Genomic DNA, 17,628 nt, shown 5'->3' with positions numbered 1-17,628 from the left:
TGAGATACTTAAATATAAACAAAACCTTGTTTCTTTTCTAATAAATTATTGTGTTTCTTATGTCGAACTGACGTTAATTAAAAATGGGAAAAAGGAGATTGAGACAACGGGTAATAAACCGTCTGAAAATTTTAAAAAAGGCCTTTGTGCATTTTAAATCCAACAATCCGATTGGAATGGCCGGCACAACCGCATATTTTACCATTTTTTCTATCGCTCCGATGCTCATTATCATCATATCCGTATTTGGTTTATTTGCCAACGATGCTGTAATTCGGACTAAACTTTTCAACGAACTCAACAGCCTAATCGGGAAAGAGAGCAGTCAGTTACTGCAAACTGCCATAAGTAACTATCAGATTATTGAAAAAAGCGGAATTGGCGCCGTAATCGGTATTGCTATTTTCCTGTTTTCAGCCACCACACTTTTTAGTATCATGCAAAACTCGATCAACTACATCTGGCGAATTCGTGTAAAAGCAAAATTGAAGTTGAACCTGCTTAAACTTGTGCGCGACCGGATGTTTTCTTTTGGAATGATCCTTAGTCTAGGTCTTGTTCTTATTATTTCGCTAATGATTGAAGCTTCCGTTAGTATATTACACGACTACCTCTCCAATCTTTTTGGTGCGCAGTTCGTGGTATCGATCAATGTTGCAAGGCTGTTATTGTCCTTGTTGCTTACAACTACTGTTTTTGCATTTATATACCGATTTTTGCCCGATGTAACGGTACGCTGGAACGCCAGCTGGTTTGGAGCCGGATTTACCACCCTGCTTTTTTTCCTGGGTAAATATTTAATCGGATTTATTATTGGGAATAGTCAGTTGGGAGTAATATACGGAGCTGCCAGCTCGCTCATTATTTTACTTTTATGGGTATATTATGTCTCGTTAATTTTTTACTTCGGTGTTGAGATCTGCTACCAGTTTTCAAATTATTACGGGCACAAACAAAAGCCACTCAATTTTGCCGAGCCCTTCAAAATTTCAAAAGCTGAATAACCGGTTTTATGAGATATCGAGTACCTGATCCGTCGTGTGCAACGACATTTAGAACAATTTTTCCCGTTTCAAGAGGCAAGAAAGAACCACCGCTTTAAAATCCTTTTCTTCCAAAAAATAATCTATTTACTCCTTTGAAGGGGAACTTAACCATTCATTTTAAGCGGCGTTATGCCACTTTAATTTTCTAATAATGTCATCTTTCAAGCATTTGAGTAGCTATTTTCCTAAGTTAAAACCCATTGGTTTTTCAGCAACCTGCATAACTTAATATTATCGGCAATCATTTGTATCAAATAATCAGGTTCATAACGCACACGAACAAAGTGATTGTATATAGCAGTATTTTGCGATTTTAACGAATTCCATCATTGCCTGAGACGAAAAACCAATCTTTGACTAGACTATTTATTTGTATATTTGACTCTTAATTTGTTTAATAACAAAACAGCAATTACCAATATTAAGACTAATATGCAAACTAATAAAATAGGAAATCAAGTTTGCCAAATTCTAGGTTTCCAACACTCTAAAAGGTTTTCGAAGAGCTTAATGCTTATTATGCTGATAATGTCACTGTTGTCCCCTTCCTGTGTTGAAGAAATACCGGAAGAATCATACTATACCTTTAAAGGGGAAACAGCAGGTCAGTATATTACCAATAGGCCTGAATCATATTCAGAATTTGCTCTGTTACTCGAAAAAAGTGGGGTTATGCCCTTATTGAATGCTTATGGGAAATACACCTGCTTTGTCCCTTCGAATGAAGGAATGCAAAAGTATTACGAGGCAAAGGGAAAAACACTTGATGATTTTACGGTGGAAGAGTTAAGAGAAATTGCTTTCGACCACATTATTAAAGGATTTGAGGTAACAAGCAAAGAATTTGTAAATGGCGCTTCACTGTTAAACCAAACAATGAGCGGCCGAAACATAAAAGTCGATTTCGAAGGATTATTTGAATATCGGTTGAATTCTTCTTCTTTAATAACCGATTCTGATGTTGAAGTACACAATGGATTAATACACATTGTTGATAATGTTATAATACATACGGCATTGAGACTCGACGAAGTGATATTGGCCGATGAGAATTTTAAACTATTTGCAGAGGCATTGGTGCTTACAGGCTTTGACCAAAAGCTCACACCCATTGAAGATGAATCTTATGTTCCACCTTTATCTTTACCTAATGGATTGGGAGGAACTGCTGTTGATGGAGAATTCTGGACACTTGGAAGACTATACCGGATACCACAATCAAAAAAATATGGATTCACCGCTTTGATGCCAAGCGATGCAACTTTAAATGAAAAATATGGCATTACCGATATTGAAGGGATTAAGAAAAAGGCCAGTGAAATTTACGATGAAATATATCCACAGGATGCCGGTATTTCAGATCCAACCGATCCGAGAAACAGTTTGAACCGTTTTATAGGATATCATTTAATTGCAAAAAAACTTCCCTGGAATTTGTTCATATACCAGTATTTTAATTCGGGCAGTACACCTAATACTGGTCATGCGATTCGCACTTTCGATATGTTTGAATACATGGAACCAATGTGTGCCAATACCTTGATAGAAGTAAGAACCCTTCTTGGTGCCGGTGATATGTTCGATGAATTCAACGTGTTTAACATGGTGAATGACGATCCTGCAACAGCTATTCGCATCAATCGGGATAATTATGATAATGATGCAATTAATGGTATATACCACGAAATAGATGACATTCTGGTCTATTCCCCTATGGTAGAACAAATGTTAGCCAGTAAAAGATTAAGAATGAATCCTGCAAGTTTCTTCTACGAGCTTACCAATAATCGTATAAGGATTGGCCACGGAACACCTGAATATCCTTCTCAGGGTTGGTTCTTTCCGCAAGGTTATTTTGAAAGATTTAAAGGCTCGAATACCTCTGCCCTGTTGTACTGCGATTCAGACGACAGGTGGCCCGATTACATGGGTGATGAGGTGCGTGCCGATGGACTGTATGATTTTGAGGCCATTACACTACCTATTCCCAAAGGGACTTATGAAGTTAGGTTTGGATACCATGCTACCAATAACAGGGGAGTAGCCCAACTGTATTTCGATGACTATCCGGTAGGAATACCTTTAGACTTAAGAATATTGGCCTCTGACCCAAAGATCGGCTATGTGAGGCCAGGTTCGGATAGTGATGACCCATATGGATACGAAAATGACAAAGCGATGCGCAACAGAGGTTACATGAAAGCGCCGGCAACCTTTAAAACTCTTTCCCCTACATATTATGGCGATGCATATAACTCTAACGTTAGATATCAGGAAAATTGTCTGCGCCGAATACTTGGTATTTTCACGTTCGACGAGATGACAACACATAGATTCAGAGTAGTTGCCGTGAAATCAGGACAGTTTCATTTTGACTGGCTGGAGTTTGTTCCTTTGGAAGTGTTGGAATATGAAGATATCTACTAGATGAGTTATTACTAAGATCTGAAAGCAGCTCGATGCCCTGAAGAGATCATATGTATTTAGCTGTCGAACGGGAGTAAAGTACGACAAAAGTCAATATCAATTTAAAACAACTTCTTCCGCTTCACCAAATAAGAAAACAGCACCTCTTTAAAATCTTTATTGATGTCGGCTTCGGCCAGATCGATCTGGTACTGGCCGCACTTTACTTTCAGATCTTCAAAGTAATCTTTTACTGTAGAAACGTAGTGCTTCTTGACTTCCCATGGATTAAACTTAACCACCTGTCCACTTTCGAGGTCGACGAATTTGTGCGGACGATTGGAGAATTCAAACTCACGCTCGAGCGAATGATCCGTTACATGAAATAAAATGACCTCGTGTTTGTTGTAGCGCAAATGTTGCAGCGCCGAAAAAAGTTCTTCGGTCTTCTGGCTGTCGAGCATATCACTGAAAATGATCACCAGCGAGCGTTTGTGAATGTTCTCCGCAATCTGGTGCAGCACATCGGTCGTGTTGGTGTTTTTGCGCAGGTGTGCGTTTTCGGGCTGGATCAATTCAGAAAGCTTGCTGTACATGATCTCGGCATTCACCGAAGAAATACGCGGAGTACTTTGAAACTCGATCTCCTCAGAAAAAAGCGTTAGACCCACTGCATCGCGCTGCTTGCGCATCAGGTAGATCAAAGCAGCTGCGGTGTACACCGAGAAAGCCAGTTTATTGTGTAAATGTTTACTACCTTTCGAATAGGGAAACAACATCGACGAAGATGTGTCGATAACCACCTGGCAACGCAAGTTGGTTTCCTCTTCGTACTGTTTTACAAACAATTTATCGGTTCGGGCATAGAGTTTCCAGTCGATGTGCTTGGTCGATTCGCCCTGGTTGTATAAGCGATGTTCGGCAAACTCCACCGAGAATCCATGAAACGGACTTCGATGCAATCCGGTTATAAAACCTTCTACCACTTCATGGGCGATCAATCCGAGATTATCGAACTGATGAAACTGTTCTATGTCGAAAATGTTTTTCAAATCTCAAAAAAGGAATTCACCGGGTGACGCAATGTTACAAATCGAGTCACCCGGTGAAAATATTTAATATTGACGATTACAGCAGCGCGTCAAGTTTGGCAGTAAACACCTGTTTAGGTGCTGCACCAACCTGTTTGTCAACTACCTCGCCGTTTTTCACAAAAAGAACGGTTGGGATGTTGCGGATACCGTATTTCATGGCAACTTCCTGATTGTTGTCCACATCTACTTTACCAATAACTGCTTTACCATCATATTCTCCAGTCATTTCTTCAACAATAGGAGCGATCATACGACACGGGCCACACCAAACAGCCCAAAAATCAAGCATTACCGGTTTATCCGAATTCATAACCAACTCTTCAAAGTTGGCATCTGTAATTTCTAAAGCCATAATTAAATTGTTTTTTTATTCGTTATTCTGTTCTTATAATTCGCAAAACTAATTAATTCTGTAACTCATATCCGACTGACCTTCAAAAAAGTTAAGGAAAGCATCGGAGGGATGTATCTTAGTTGTTCTTGAAAACATTTCAAGATGCATATTGTTCTCGGGGTCGAACACGTTGAACTTTAAAAGTGCTTTTCCCTGGTGTTCCTTCGAAAGTTTCTGAATGTCGGATACCAGTTTTTTTGTAAGCACTGGCAACGGAACATTAATGGTTATGCTTTTTACGTAGCTCGACCTGACATCATTCAACAATTCGATGCTGTTTACTTTGTACTCGTAATAATCGTTACTACCAAACCTGGACTTCACGGTTCCTTTCACCATAATAAAAAGACCTACCTTGCAGAATTTACTGAAGTTAACATAGTCGTTGCCAAAAAAAAAGATCTCTTTTGAATCGGTATAATCCGAGAGTGTTAAAGTGGCATACATGTTGCCATTTTTCGACTGTCCCTCGCGGGCTGCTGTTACCATTCCACCAAAAACCAGGTCCCGGTCCTTATACTTTTCAATGTCGTTGTTCAGGTCTTTCAGGGCCACGTCTCTCGAGCAGAAATTATTGATCTCCAGTTTGTAATCGTCAAGCGGATGTGCCGTTAAGTAAATGCCGATAAAGTTCTTCTCTTTCTCGAGCAGAATGAGTTTCGCCCATTCTTCCACATCCGGTATTGCAGGTTTTTGCACACCGGAACCACCTCCCATTCCGCCAAACAAACTTTGTTGAGCACTGTTGGCTTCGAGCTGCATTTTATTTCCGTAGCGAATCAGTTTTTCAATAAAATTGGTATCGTCGTTTTCATTTTCACCGGCAAAAAAGCAACTGCGTTTTATTCCATTCAAATTATCAAAAGCTCCGGCCATGGCCAGTGCTTCGAGGTTTTTCTTATTTACACTCTGTAAACTCACATTTTCAACTACATCGTAAATGGACTTGAAACCATCAATTTTTTCACGTGTGTCGATAATGTTCTGAACAGCGCCGGAACCAACTCCTTTAATGGCTCCCATTCCAAAACGAATATCACCGTCTTTATTCGCGGTAAACTTGATAAAACTCTCGTTCACATCCGGACCAAGCACGTTAAGTTTCATGCGTTTGCATTCGGTCATCAACTTGGTGATATCGGTAATGTTATTGAGGTTTCGACTCAGGTTGGCCGCCATAAATTCTGCCGGATAATGTGCTTTCAAATAACCGGTTTGGTAAGCAATATGCGCATAACAAACCGAATGCGATTTGTTAAAAGCATAAGAGGCAAATGCTTCCCAGTCTTTCCAGATCTTCTCAATGACAATGTCCGGCTTTTTTCCTACATTCTTACATTCGTCGGTAAACCTGAAATTGGCCTTACAACCCGCCACAAACTTTTCTTTCAGCTTCTCCATCATGGCAATGATCTTTTTTCCCATTGCCTTTCGCAGCGAATCGGAATCGCCGCGGGTAAAACCGGCCAAAAGTCGCGAGAGTAACATAACCTGCTCCTGAAATACCGTAATCCCATAGGTATCGCTGAGGTATTCTTCCATCATTGGCAGGTCGTATTCCACTTTTTTCCGACCATGTTTTCGATCGATATAATCCGGAATGTATTCCATCGGCCCCGGACGATAGAGGGCGTTCATAGCCACAAGATCCTCGAAACGGTTAGGTTTCAAATCGCGCAAATGCTTTTTCATTCCGTCGGATTCGAACTGAAAAATAGCGGTGGTTTCACCGTGGCTAAAGAGCTCGAAAGTTTTTTCATCATCTGGCGGGATGTTGTCTATATCAATTTCAATGCCTATCGACAAACGAATATTCTCCAGCGTTTCTTTTATGATGGAAAGCGTTTTCAGCCCAAGGAAGTCCATTTTCAGCAAACCGATGTCTTCCACAAAACGACCATCGTACTGTGTTGTCAGGAGGTTTTCCTCATCCTTGGTTGGCATTAACGGAATATGGTTCGACAGCGGATCGCGACTGATAAGAATTCCGCAGGCATGAACGCCTGTTTGCCGCACCGAACCTTCAAGCGTTTCCGCAAAGTTGATGGTTTGCGACACCAGCTCAATACTCGATTCTTTTTCCTTTTGGAGGTCGGGGCTTTCTTTAAAAGCTTTCTTAAAACTCATTTTCGGAGCATCCGGAACCAGTTTTGCTAACCGATCTGCTTCGGGTAAAGGAAGTTTCAACACACGTGCTACATCGCGAATGGCTGATTTTGTAGCCATGGTGCCAAAAGTACAGATGTGGGCTACTTTATCGCGTCCGTATTTTTCGGTTACATAGTCGAGTACGAGTTGTCGTCCGTCGTCATCAAAATCGATATCGACATCGGGGAGTGAAATACGATCGGGATTAAGGAAACGCTCAAAAAGCAGATCGTACTTTATCGGATCGATGTTGGTAATTCCGCAACAATATGAAACTGCTGCCCCGGCTGCCGATCCACGTCCGGGTCCCACAAGAACACCATTTTCTTTTGCCCAGTTGATGAAATCCTGGGTGATAAGAAAGTACCCGGGATATCCCATAGTTTTTATGGTGTCCAATTCAAAATTTAAGCGATCGAATACCTTTTCATCCAGGGGATCGCCGTAACGCTCTTTGGCTCCTTCAATGGTGAGATGCTCAAGGTAAGCTGATTCAAGCTTTACACGGATCACCTTTTCGTAACCTCCCAATCGATCAAACGCGGCCTCGCCAAATTCCTTTTTTAAATCGTCGGGCGAATACTTCTGTTTGAATCCTTCTTCCGTTCCAATTTCATCAGGAATGGGGAATACCGGCATAATTGGGGCCGTATCCAGCTCAAAATTTTCAATTTTTTCCGCAACCTCTTTTGTATTTTTCAGGGCTTCGGGAACATCGCTGAACAACTCGTTCATTTCGGCCTGCGTTTTAAACCATTCCTGCTTGGTATAGCGCATTCGGTTGGGATCATCAAAATCTTTACCCGTATTCAGACAAATCAGCAAGTCGTGTGCGTCGGCATCTTTTTCGTTGGTAAAGTGAATATCGTTGGTGGCCACAAGTTTTACGCCCAGTTTTTTCGAAAGCTTTATCAGGTGTTTGTTTACTTCTACCTGGTTATCGTATACTTCCTCGCGCTCTCGCTGCGAAAGGGCAGGATGTCGCATCAATTCCAGGTAGTAATCGTCACCAAATAATTTCTTGTACCACAGAATTGAGTCTTCCGCATCCTGCATGTGGTTGTTCATGATCAGTTGCGCGATTTCGCCACCCAGACAGGCGGAAGAAGCGATCAATCCTTCGTGGTGCTGTTCAAGCAATGCTTTATCTATCCTTGGTTTATAGTAAAATCCATCGGTACTGGCTACCGAAATCAGCTTAATAAGATTACGGTATCCTGTTTTGTTTTTAGCCAGCAGAATCAGGTGATGACCTGAGCGGTCGACTTTATCCGATTTATCGGCAATGCTTCTAGAAGCTACATATGTTTCGCAACCCAAAATTGGTTTGATGTCGTTTTTTCCACAAGCTGCATGAAACTCCTTGATCCCGAACATGGTTCCGTGATCGGTGAGCGCCAGGGCATTCATTTTATCACTTTTGGCCTTGGTTATCAGATCATTAACGCTGGCTGCTCCATCGAGGATTGAATACTGCGAATGTACGTGTAAGTGTATAAAAGGAACCATAAAATTTGTATAAAAAAACGTCCTTTAAAGTTAGGAATTTTAAAGCCTGAATTGGGGCGTGTTGATAAATTTTGAAAGATTGAAAGGGCAAAAAAAGCCCTGACGAGATGTCAGGGCTGATATTAAATATTTTCAGCAATTAGTTTTGCCAGTTGCTCCATTTCCTCAGGCGGAAACTTTGTTTTGTCGGTAAAGTTCAGCAAATCGTGTTCGCTTTGCATGGGGACCAAATGTATATGTGCGTGGCGCACTTCGAGCCCCAGCACCATAATCCCTACTTTTACACAGGGAACAGCTTTTCCGAGGCCTTTGGCCACTTTTTTGGCAAACATTTGCAAACCAGCATAAGTTTGATCATCAAGATCGAAAATATAATCCACTTCCTTTTTCGGAATGACCAAAGTGTGTCCTTTCGCGGTTGGAAAAATATCGAGAAACGCAAAATAGTTCTCGTCTTCTGCCACCTTATAAGAAGGGATTTCGCCGTTTATTATTTTAGTAAAAATGCTTGCCATTTTCTTTAAATTGAAATGTCAACGATTTCGAACGGAATAATACCTGATGGCACTTTTATTTCAACAACATCGCCCACTTTCTTTCCCATCAGTCCTTTTGCAATCGGTGTTTCAACCGAAAGCTTACCTTCTTTCAGGTTGGCTTCACTTTCCGGAACCAGCGTGTACTTCATTGTAGCTTTGTTCTTCTGGTTCTTAATGGTTACAATATTCAGAATCTGCACTTTGGAAGTGTCGATTTTCGATTCATCCAGGATACGGGCATTGGCCACTTTCGATTTTAATCTGGAAATCTTTGCCTCAAGCATTCCCTGGGCATCTTTAGCTGCATCGTATTCGGCATTTTCCGATATATCGCCTTTCTCGATGGCTTCACCAATTTGTTTCGAGATTTTTGGTCGTTCTACGCTCATTAAATGCTCAAGTTCTTTCTTGAGCTTATTTAATCCGTCCTGTGTTAAATATGTTACATCAGACATTTCTGATCCTCCTTTTCAATTACTCTCTTGTTATACTATAAAAAAACAGAAAGAATCCCGGAGATTCCGGGACCCTTCCTTTTGCAAAAGTAAATATTTTATTTAAAACTCTGTTAATCCCGTAGAAAAAATCTTAATAATGAGTGATTTATAGTCGATTAGGTATATTTTCGATTCATTATCTCCTGATAGATAACTGCTTTTCGAAGGGAAAAATCCTCACCGTCAACTTTCACTTTTTTAGGTTTTTTCTGCACCGCTTTTCGCAACTCTTCTTCAATTTCTGAGGTGCCTTCGCTGCTGGGAACAAACTCGTATCCTCTTGGTTTTTCTTTGGGTTGTTCAATAAGCTCCTGTTCTTCAACTTCCTGTTGTGGCTGGTATTCCGGACGACGATCTTCCTCTCCCATGATCGCATCCCACAAATCCATGGGTTGATTTGCACCGGGTGACGGTGCTTGCCCCTGTTGAATTTTTCGCTTGTTCCGCTGCCCGATAATACCGATAACGGCAACTACAAGGGTCAATATTATTACGATCAGATCATCCATAAAACTAGTCGAAGCAATAAATTGCTATTTTTGATGTTTCAGTAAAAATAATAAAAATGAAGGAGTTGGTCTTGAAAAGCGGGAAGTATTTATTGATTTTTACGATGTTGGTGCTAATGAATTCGTCGTGTGACAAAGTCGATTCGCAGATTCCTGATGTTTATGTAAATCTACCCATCAACCTTTCAATTAACAACGAGCTGACTATACCGGGGAATTCGCTGTATTCCCCGGGAGTTGGTTTTGGAGGTATCATTGTGTACTGCGAAACCGAAGGTTCATATTATGCTTTTGATGCTGCGTGCACAAACGAAATCAACAGCAGTTGTAAAGTTTTAAATGAAGGTCTGCTGGGAATTTGTTCGTGCTGCGAATCGCAGTTTATTCTTATCGGTGGCTATCCTTCCGACGGACCTGCTTCAGCACCCTTAAAACAATACAAAACGTCGTTGTACGGGAACATTCTCAGGGTATACAATTAAAAACGGGTCTCCAAAACTGAAGACCCGTTTCAATATTTTATCAGTACTATTTTTAGTACCTGTAATGCTCAGGCTTAAACGGACCTTCTTTCGGAACTCCGATGTAGGCAGCCTGCTCTTCGGTCAGCTTAGTGAGTTTCACACCCAACTGCTCCAGATGCAAACGGGCTACTTCTTCATCAAGGTGTTTTGGTAAAGTGTAAACGCCAACCTCATAGTTATTCTTCCATAATTCAATCTGCGCCAGCGTTTGATTGCTGAATGAATTACTCATTACAAAAGATGGGTGCCCCGTAGCACAACCCAGGTTCACCAAACGTCCTTCGGCCAGCAGGAAAATGCTGTGTCCGTCATCGTAGGTGTACTTATCAACCTGAGGTTTAATATTTGTTTTTGCAACTCCCGGCCATTTTTCAAGACGCGAAACCTGAATTTCGTTATCGAAATGACCGATGTTACAAACAATAGCCTGATCCTTCATGGCAGCCATGTGTTCACCGGTTATTACATCTTTGTTTCCGGTGGTTGTAACAAAAATATTTCCTTCTGTGAGTGCGTCTTCCATGGTTTTCACTTCAAAACCTTCCATGGCAGCCTGCAAAGCGCAAATCGGGTCAATTTCGGTAACGATCACACGTGCACCGTAGCTGCGCATCGATTGTGCACAACCTTTACCCACATCGCCATAACCGGCAACAACTACTACTTTCCCGGCAATCATAACGTCGGTGGCTCGTTTAATTCCGTCAGCCAACGATTCGCGACAGCCATAAAGATTATCGAATTTGGATTTGGTTACCGAGTCGTTAACATTGATGGCCGGAACCAGCAATTCTCCTTTATCAAACATGTGGTAAAGGCGGTGAACTCCTGTGGTAGTTTCTTCTGAAACACCTTTCCATTCTTCAACCGTGCGGTGCCATTTCTGATTATCTTCTGCAAGTGTTTTCTTTAACAGCTTTAGTATTTCGCCTTCTTCTTCACTGCCGGGTTCAACATCCAGCGTTGTCGAATCATTTTCAGCAACATATCCTTTATGGATCAGCAAAGTTGCATCGCCTCCGTCATCCACAATTAATTGTGGTCCTTTTCCATCCGGGAAACTCAATGCTTCACGTGTACACCACCAATATTCTTCAAGTGTTTCGCCTTTCCAGGCAAAAACCGGAATTCCTGCTGTAGCAATGGCTGCTGCTGCATGGTCTTGTGTCGAAAAAATATTGCAGCTACACCACCTTACATCAGCGCCTAATTCAGCAAGCGTTTCAATCAGAACCGCTGTTTGAACAGTCATATGAAGGCTGCCCATAACACGCACATCTTTCAGTGGCTTCTCGGGGCCGAATTTTCTGCGCACAGCCATTAGGCCGGGCATTTCTTTCTCTGCAATCTCAATTTCCTTGCGTCCAAAATCTGCCAATGAAATATCGGCAACTTTATAGGCTAGTGTTTCGTTTACTGCAACTGTCATACTTAATTATTTACATGTGAAAAATTCGCTGCAAAAGTAACAATTTTTGCAACAAAAAGGTTTTAGATAAATTTTAAGGATTAATTCCCCATATCGGAGAAGAACTTGACCCGCATCAATCGAATATCGTCGGCCGAATAATCATCTTCGCCAAGTTCTTCAACTGCGGCGTCGATCGAATCGGTTTCGGCTTCCCTGAAATACTCGAAAATCTCATCCTGATGGTCTTCATCCAAAACGTCATTGATATAGTAATCAATGTTCAATTTTGTTCCGGAATTCACGATCGCCTCCACTTCTCCAATCACATCACTCACTTCCAGTCCTTTGGAATCGGCAATGTCTTCGAACGAAAGCTTGCGGTCGATGCTTTGAATGATGAATACCTTCATTTTTGATTTGTTGGCTACGGAGCGTACCACCATGTCCTCGGGTCGTTCTATTTCGTTTTCGTCAACGTACTTTTTTATCAGTGCAACCACTTCTTTTCCATAGCGGCGTGCCTTTCCCTGTCCAACTCCCTGAATGCTTTGCAATTCTTCAATCGAAACAGGATATTGAATCGACATATCGGCCAACGATGGATCCTGAAAAATGACAAATGGAGGAAGATTATGCTTCTTGGCTATCTTCTTCCGAAGGTCTTTTAGCATTGCAAACAGTTGCGGGTCGCCACTTGCTCCTCCTGAAGGTGCACCACCTCCCGATCCGCTTTCATCTTCCTCTTCATACTCGTGATTTTTCACCAGCATGAAACTTTGAGGATGCTCCAGAAAATCGTGCCCTTTTTGAGTGACCTTCAGCAAACCGTAATTCTCGATGTCCTTATTTATAATGCCTGCCACCATCGATTGCCGAAAGACTGCATTCCAAAACCGCTCGTCGTGATCTTTTCCGCGTTCAAACGATTTCAACTCGTAATGCTTAAACGATTTTACAGCAGCCGTTTTATTCCCTATTAATATATTGGCAATGTGATCGCCTTTGTATTTTTCGTTGACCTCGAGAATGGCTTTCAGTGCGGTAACGATTTCGTCCTTTGCTTCTATTTGTTCCTTAGGATTCAAACAATTGTCGCAATTGCCACAATTCTCGGCTTCATATTTTTCGCCGAAATAATGCAACAGAACAATCCTGCGGCAAATGGCCGATTCGGCATACGACACAGTATCGAGCAGAAGTTGTTTACCAATTTCCTGTTCGGCCACCGGTTTCCCGTGCATAAATTTTTCGAGTTTCTGAATGTCCTTATAACTATAAAAAGTAATGCACTTCCCTTCACCTCCATCACGACCGGCACGACCGGTTTCCTGATAGTAACCTTCCAGACTTTTAGGAATATCGAAGTGAATAACAAAACGCACATCGGGTTTATCGATGCCCATTCCAAATGCAATGGTTGCCACTATTACATCCACCTCTTCCATCAGGAATTTATCCTGATTTCCGGAGCGCGTGGCTGCATCCATTCCGGCATGGTAAGGCAATGCTTTAACGCCGTTCACCACCAAAGTCTCGGCCAACTCCTCTACCTTTTTTCGGCTGAGGCAATATATTATCCCCGATTTCCCTTCGTTATGCTTAATGAATTTAATGATCTGTGTAGCAGTTTTAACTTTGGGCCGCACTTCGTAATACAAATTCTCGCGGTTAAAAGATGCCTTAAAGACCTCTGCATCCAAGATTCCCAGATTTTTCTGAATATCGTGCTGAACTTTCGCCGTTGCGGTTGCCGTTAAAGCCACAATCGGCGATTGTCCGATCTCTTCAACAATAGGCTTTATCCGACGGTATTCAGGCCTGAAATCATGTCCCCATTCAGAGATACAGTGCGCCTCGTCGATGGCATAAAACGAAATCTTTACCTGTTTCAGAAAATCGATGTTTTCTTCTTTTGTTAAAGATTCAGGTGCTACGTACAGTAATTTGGTTTTTCCGGCCAGTACATCTTCTTTCACCTGCGTAATTGCTGCTTTCGACAGCGAAGAATTTAAAAAATGGGCCACACTGTCTTCGGCGTGTGTTCCGCGGATGGAATCGACCTGATTTTTCATCAAAGCGATCAATGGCGAGATAACGATTGCCGTACCATCCATTATAAGAGCCGGAAGCTGATAAATTAAAGATTTCCCACCTCCGGTAGGCATCAGGACAAAAGTATTTTTCCCTTCTAAAACACTTTTTATTGCTTCTTCCTGCTGTCCCTTAAAACGATCGAATCCAAAGAAATGCTGTAATCGTTCTACTAATACAATGTTCTTCTCCATAACCTACTCTCTCACAATATGCTATTGTATGTCTACTAAATTTCTAATTTATTAAAACTAAACTAATCCACAATAACTTTTATTGTTTTTTACCATAATTCACGCAAAATCATAATACGTTTTTGGTCCCTGTTTTATGTAAAATGCATATGCCATTTAAGTTAGAGATAAAATCCGATCCTTCCCATTTCGGTGAAAGAAATTTAAAATGCCAAAATTTCGTTTACTTTTGTGAAGTTTTCTGAAAAGCCATCATAAAGTATGAGCGAAGAACAAAGCACGAAAAAAAGAGGCAAAAAAAAGATTGAGGCAGAAATGTCATTCCTCGAGCACCTCGAAGAGTTGAGGTGGCACATTGTTCGGGCGGCGGCTGCCATTATGGTATTTGCCATTGTTGCTTTTGTAATGAAGCAGTTTGTGTTTGATACTATTATATTACGCCCACGCTTACCCGAATTCTGGACCAACCGTATGTTTGCCAAATTAGGCGATCTTATTGGTTCGGAAGCCGTAAAAATTAACCAGACACCATTAAAGATGCAGAGCATTAAAATTGCGGGGCAGTTTTCTACACATATTATGGTATCGATCATTGCCGGATTTATACTGGCATCGCCTGTTGTATTTTTCGAATTCTGGCGCTTTATTCGCCCGGCTTTGTACGAAAACGAACGTAAACATGCCGGTGGCGCTGTATTCTTCACCTCCCTTCTTTTTCTGACCGGGGTGTTGTTCGGCTATTTTCTGATCGTACCACTATCCATCCATTTCCTGGGGACTTACCAAGTGAGCAGCGAGGTAGAGAACACCATTAATCTGCGCTCCTACATTGGCTCTGTAACTTCCATTTCGCTGGCGGCAGGCGTGGTTTTTCTTATTCCTATATTTTCATATTTTCTAAGTAAAGTGGGAATTCTTACACCACAGTTTATGAAAACCTATCGCCGTCATGCGTACATTGTAATGTTGCTTTTGTCGGCCATTATTACACCACCGGATATTTTTAGCCAGATAATGGTTTGTTTCCCGCTTGTATTCCTATACGAAATTGGCATTTTCATTTCACGTCGTGTAGTTAAAAAACGTGAAATCGAAATGGATGCCATGTAATTCCACAGAAAAAATCCGTTATTTGAACTGAAATGAGACTTCGAGCAGAAAATATTGTCAAGAAATACCGTAAACGTACCGTTGTTAAAGGCGTGAGTTTCGAAGTGGAACAGGGAGAAATTGTAGGTTTGCTTGGACCTAACGGCGCCGGAAAAACTACTTCGTTCTACATGATCGTTGGTTTGATTCAACCATTTTCCGGAAAAATATTTCTGGACGATGAGAACATTACCAAATTGCCGGTATACAAACGGGCTAAAAAAGGAATTGGCTACCTGGCACAGGAAGCTTCGGTATTTCGTAAACTCAGCATCGAAGACAATATCAGGGCAGTACTCGAACTCACCAATTATTCCAAAGAATACCAGCGAGAAAAACTGGAAACGCTAATCGACGAATTTGGATTGCAACACATTCGAAAAAGTAAAGGAATCCAACTTTCAGGCGGAGAACGCAGACGTACAGAAATTGCCCGCGCTTTAGCCATCGATCCAAAATTTATATTGCTCGACGAACCTTTTGCCGGCGTTGATCCCATTGCGGTGGAAGACATCCAGCAAATTGTAATAAAACTAAAAGAAAAAAACATTGGGGTGCTGATCACCGATCACAATGTTCACGAAACACTAAGCATTACCGACCGTTCATATCTGTTGTTTGAAGGGAACATATTAAAGGCAGGTACGGCTGAGGAACTTGCTGCCGATGAAGATGTTCGGCGTGTTTATCTAGGGCAAAATTTCGAATTGCGCTAGTGCTTATTTTTTTTCATTTTTTATTTGCAGTTTCAAAAATCTTGCTTTTCTTTGCAGCGCTAAAATCGAAAACGGCATTTTTAAAACGAAAAAGTGCCAGAGATTAGTTGAAATATTCCTATAAAATTTGGTGGATAACAAAAATGAAGTATTTTTGCAGTCCCAAAATTAAGGGAATAAAATAGGAAGGCCCGTTCGTCTAGGGGTTAGGACGCCAGGTTTTCATCCTGGTAGCAGGGGTTCGAATCCCCTACGGGCTACTAATTTTTTAATGAAGAAGGAAAAAGAAAATGGCAAATCATAAGTCAGCATTAAAAAGAATTCGTCAGGACGAAAAAAAGAGAGTACACAATAAGTACTACGCAAAAACTACACGTAATGCAATTAAAGCTTTACGTAATGCTACTGACAAAGCAGAAGCTGAAAAAATGTATCCACAGGTTGTGGCTATGATTGATAAACTGGCAAAACGCAATATCATTCATAAAAACAAAGCTTCGAACCTGAAATCGAAACTGGCCGTACAGGTTAACCAGTTGTAAAAAATCAATTCGATATATATCAGAACCTCTTCGGAATCCGAAGAGGTTTTTTTGTGCCCGGAAATTCCCTAAACATGTTTCACAATCTGTTCAGTCACTTTTCAAAACCATTTATTATGGCTAATTTTAGAAAAGAAGCGAAGATTAATGGCCGAATACAAAAAACTCAAGATAAAAGATTGGGCAGCCGAGGATCGTCCGAGAGAGAAATTACTCGCCAAAGGTTCGCGTGCTCTTACCGATGCCGAACTTATTGCTATTCTTATTGGTTCGGGGAACCTAGACGAAACTGCGGTTGAACTTTCAAAACGTATTCTGTCATCAGTCGACAACAGCTTAAACGAACTCGGGCGTAAAAACATTGATTTTCTTCAGGCGTTTAACGGTATTGGCGAAGCAAAGGCCGTAACCATTTCTGCCGCACTCGAATTGGGAAAACGCAGAAAAGAAGCTGAAGTATTCAACAAAAATAAAATTGGAGGAAGCAAGGATGCTGCCGATTTCTTTTTTCCCGTTCTGGGCGATTTGAACCACGAAGAATTTTGGGTAATGTTGCTGAATCGCGGCAATAAAATCATCGATACGTTTATGATCAGCCAGGGAGGAATATCGGGAACGGTGATCGATGTTCGGCTTATTCTGAAAACGGCACTCGAAAAACTGGCCAGTTCCATAATCCTCTGCCACAACCATCCGTCGGGAACCATGCAGGCTTCGGATGCTGACTTAAAAATTACCACAAAAATCAAAAATGCCGCCGAGATCATGGACATTACTGTCCTCGATCACCTGATCATCGCACAAAACTCCTATCTTAGTTTCGCCGACGAGGGGATGATGAACCTTTAAAACCAAATAA

The 17,628-nt window shown here is 41.4% G+C and carries 15 protein-coding genes and 1 tRNA gene; 8 read left to right on the top strand and 8 right to left on the bottom strand.

Annotated elements, in window-relative coordinates:
• Positions 1-146: 146 nt before the first annotated feature.
• Together WFY05_RS08015 and WFY05_RS08010 are read left to right on the top strand one after the other, a co-directional pair.
• Positions 147-1,004 carry a YihY/virulence factor BrkB family protein gene (locus WFY05_RS08015; protein WP_340112261.1) on the top strand — a complete coding sequence of 286 codons (858 nt, stop codon included), beginning with the start codon at positions 147-149 and terminating at the stop codon, positions 1,002-1,004.
• Positions 1,005-1,478: 474 nt separating this feature from the next.
• Positions 1,479-3,473 (top strand): fasciclin domain-containing protein, encoded by a 1,995-nt coding sequence (locus tag WFY05_RS08010; RefSeq protein ID WP_340112260.1) that lies wholly within the window; start codon positions 1,479-1,481, stop codon positions 3,471-3,473.
• A 101-nt stretch (positions 3,474-3,574) separates the two neighbouring features.
• Here WFY05_RS08010 and WFY05_RS08005 read toward each other — a convergent pair whose 3' ends face one another.
• The 6 genes from WFY05_RS08005 to WFY05_RS07980 form a co-directional block, all read right to left on the bottom strand.
• Complete coding sequence (locus tag WFY05_RS08005) at positions 3,575-4,504, bottom strand: DUF58 domain-containing protein (RefSeq protein ID WP_340112259.1); 930 nt, start codon at positions 4,502-4,504, stop codon at positions 3,575-3,577.
• Positions 4,505-4,580: 76 nt separating this feature from the next.
• Positions 4,581-4,898 (bottom strand): thioredoxin, encoded by a 318-nt coding sequence (gene trxA / locus WFY05_RS08000; RefSeq protein ID WP_340112258.1) that lies wholly within the window; start codon positions 4,896-4,898, stop codon positions 4,581-4,583.
• Positions 4,899-4,946: 48 nt separating this feature from the next.
• A complete protein-coding gene (gene dnaE / locus WFY05_RS07995) occupies positions 4,947-8,597 on the bottom strand; it encodes a DNA polymerase III subunit alpha (RefSeq protein WP_340112257.1) in 3,651 nt (1,216 codons plus the stop codon).
• A 122-nt stretch (positions 8,598-8,719) separates the two neighbouring features.
• Positions 8,720-9,112 carry an HIT family protein gene (locus WFY05_RS07990; protein ID WP_340112256.1) on the bottom strand — a complete coding sequence of 131 codons (393 nt, stop codon included), beginning with the start codon at positions 9,110-9,112 and terminating at the stop codon, positions 8,720-8,722.
• A 5-nt stretch (positions 9,113-9,117) separates the two neighbouring features.
• Positions 9,118-9,591 (bottom strand): transcription elongation factor GreA, encoded by a 474-nt coding sequence (gene greA, locus WFY05_RS07985; RefSeq protein WP_340112255.1) that lies wholly within the window; start codon positions 9,589-9,591, stop codon positions 9,118-9,120.
• Positions 9,592-9,749: 158 nt separating this feature from the next.
• Positions 9,750-10,142, bottom strand: coding sequence for a hypothetical protein (locus WFY05_RS07980; RefSeq protein ID WP_340112254.1), 393 nt, complete (start codon positions 10,140-10,142; stop codon positions 9,750-9,752).
• Positions 10,143-10,198: 56 nt separating this feature from the next.
• Between WFY05_RS07980 and WFY05_RS07975 the strand changes: the two genes are divergently transcribed.
• Entirely contained in the window at positions 10,199-10,624 is a 426-nt protein-coding gene (locus WFY05_RS07975; RefSeq protein ID WP_340112253.1) for a Rieske (2Fe-2S) protein, read from the top strand.
• A gap of 52 nt (positions 10,625-10,676) precedes the next feature.
• Here the strand turns inward: WFY05_RS07975 and ahcY are convergent, their stop codons facing one another.
• Positions 10,677-12,095: an adenosylhomocysteinase gene (gene ahcY, locus WFY05_RS07970; RefSeq protein ID WP_340112252.1), complete on the bottom strand. Its 1,419-nt coding sequence runs from the start codon at positions 12,093-12,095 to the stop codon at positions 10,677-10,679.
• 80 nt (positions 12,096-12,175) lie between these two features.
• Positions 12,176-14,362, bottom strand: a complete 2,187-nt coding sequence (gene recQ / locus WFY05_RS07965) for a DNA helicase RecQ (protein ID WP_340112251.1) — start codon at positions 14,360-14,362, stop codon at positions 12,176-12,178.
• Positions 14,363-14,623: 261 nt separating this feature from the next.
• On the opposite strand from recQ, the gene tatC reads away from it, so the two are divergent.
• The 5 genes from tatC (at position 14,624) to radC (ending at position 17,618) form a co-directional block, all read left to right on the top strand.
• On the top strand, positions 14,624-15,472 hold the full coding sequence (gene tatC / locus WFY05_RS07960) for a twin-arginine translocase subunit TatC (RefSeq protein ID WP_340112249.1): 849 nt from the start codon (positions 14,624-14,626) through the stop codon (positions 15,470-15,472).
• 32 nt (positions 15,473-15,504) lie between these two features.
• A complete protein-coding gene (lptB, locus tag WFY05_RS07955; protein WP_340112248.1) occupies positions 15,505-16,227 on the top strand; it encodes an LPS export ABC transporter ATP-binding protein in 723 nt (240 codons plus the stop codon).
• Between the two features lie 188 nt (positions 16,228-16,415).
• Positions 16,416-16,487, top strand: a tRNA-Glu gene (locus WFY05_RS07950).
• A 30-nt stretch (positions 16,488-16,517) separates the two neighbouring features.
• On the top strand, positions 16,518-16,769 hold the full coding sequence (rpsT, locus tag WFY05_RS07945) for a 30S ribosomal protein S20 (RefSeq protein ID WP_340112247.1): 252 nt from the start codon (positions 16,518-16,520) through the stop codon (positions 16,767-16,769).
• A 147-nt stretch (positions 16,770-16,916) separates the two neighbouring features.
• Positions 16,917-17,618, top strand: a complete 702-nt coding sequence (gene radC, locus WFY05_RS07940) for a RadC family protein (RefSeq protein WP_340112246.1) — start codon at positions 16,917-16,919, stop codon at positions 17,616-17,618.
• Positions 17,619-17,628 lie beyond the last annotated feature (10 nt).

Origin of the sequence: Maribellus mangrovi (assembly GCF_037646455.1) — a bacterium.
Lineage (GTDB): Bacteria > Bacteroidota > Bacteroidia > Bacteroidales > Prolixibacteraceae > Draconibacterium > Draconibacterium mangrovi_A.
The sequence above is the reverse complement of the archived record's forward strand: the minus strand, read 5'-3'. Positions and strand labels throughout refer to the sequence as shown.

What these genes read in the sequence shown, in the direction of transcription:
- greA (WP_340112255.1), bottom strand. Translation starts at nt 9,591, where the DNA reads ATGTCTGATGTAACATATTTAACACAGGACGGATTAAATAAGCTCAAG.
- ahcY (WP_340112252.1), bottom strand. Translation starts at nt 12,095, where the DNA reads ATGACAGTTGCAGTAAACGAAACACTAGCCTATAAAGTTGCCGATATT.
- lptB (WP_340112248.1), top strand. Translation starts at nt 15,505, where the DNA reads ATGAGACTTCGAGCAGAAAATATTGTCAAGAAATACCGTAAACGTACC.
- WFY05_RS07980 (WP_340112254.1), bottom strand. Translation starts at nt 10,142, where the DNA reads ATGGATGATCTGATCGTAATAATATTGACCCTTGTAGTTGCCGTTATC.
- WFY05_RS08010 (WP_340112260.1), top strand. Translation starts at nt 1,479, where the DNA reads ATGCAAACTAATAAAATAGGAAATCAAGTTTGCCAAATTCTAGGTTTC.
- WFY05_RS07975 (WP_340112253.1), top strand. Translation starts at nt 10,199, where the DNA reads ATGAAGGAGTTGGTCTTGAAAAGCGGGAAGTATTTATTGATTTTTACG.
- recQ (WP_340112251.1), bottom strand. Translation starts at nt 14,362, where the DNA reads ATGGAGAAGAACATTGTATTAGTAGAACGATTACAGCATTTCTTTGGA.
- WFY05_RS07990 (WP_340112256.1), bottom strand. Translation starts at nt 9,112, where the DNA reads ATGGCAAGCATTTTTACTAAAATAATAAACGGCGAAATCCCTTCTTAT.
- trxA (WP_340112258.1), bottom strand. Translation starts at nt 4,898, where the DNA reads ATGGCTTTAGAAATTACAGATGCCAACTTTGAAGAGTTGGTTATGAAT.
- tatC (WP_340112249.1), top strand. Translation starts at nt 14,624, where the DNA reads ATGAGCGAAGAACAAAGCACGAAAAAAAGAGGCAAAAAAAAGATTGAG.
- dnaE (WP_340112257.1), bottom strand. Translation starts at nt 8,597, where the DNA reads ATGGTTCCTTTTATACACTTACACGTACATTCGCAGTATTCAATCCTC.
- rpsT (WP_340112247.1), top strand. Translation starts at nt 16,518, where the DNA reads ATGGCAAATCATAAGTCAGCATTAAAAAGAATTCGTCAGGACGAAAAA.
- radC (WP_340112246.1), top strand. Translation starts at nt 16,917, where the DNA reads ATGGCCGAATACAAAAAACTCAAGATAAAAGATTGGGCAGCCGAGGAT.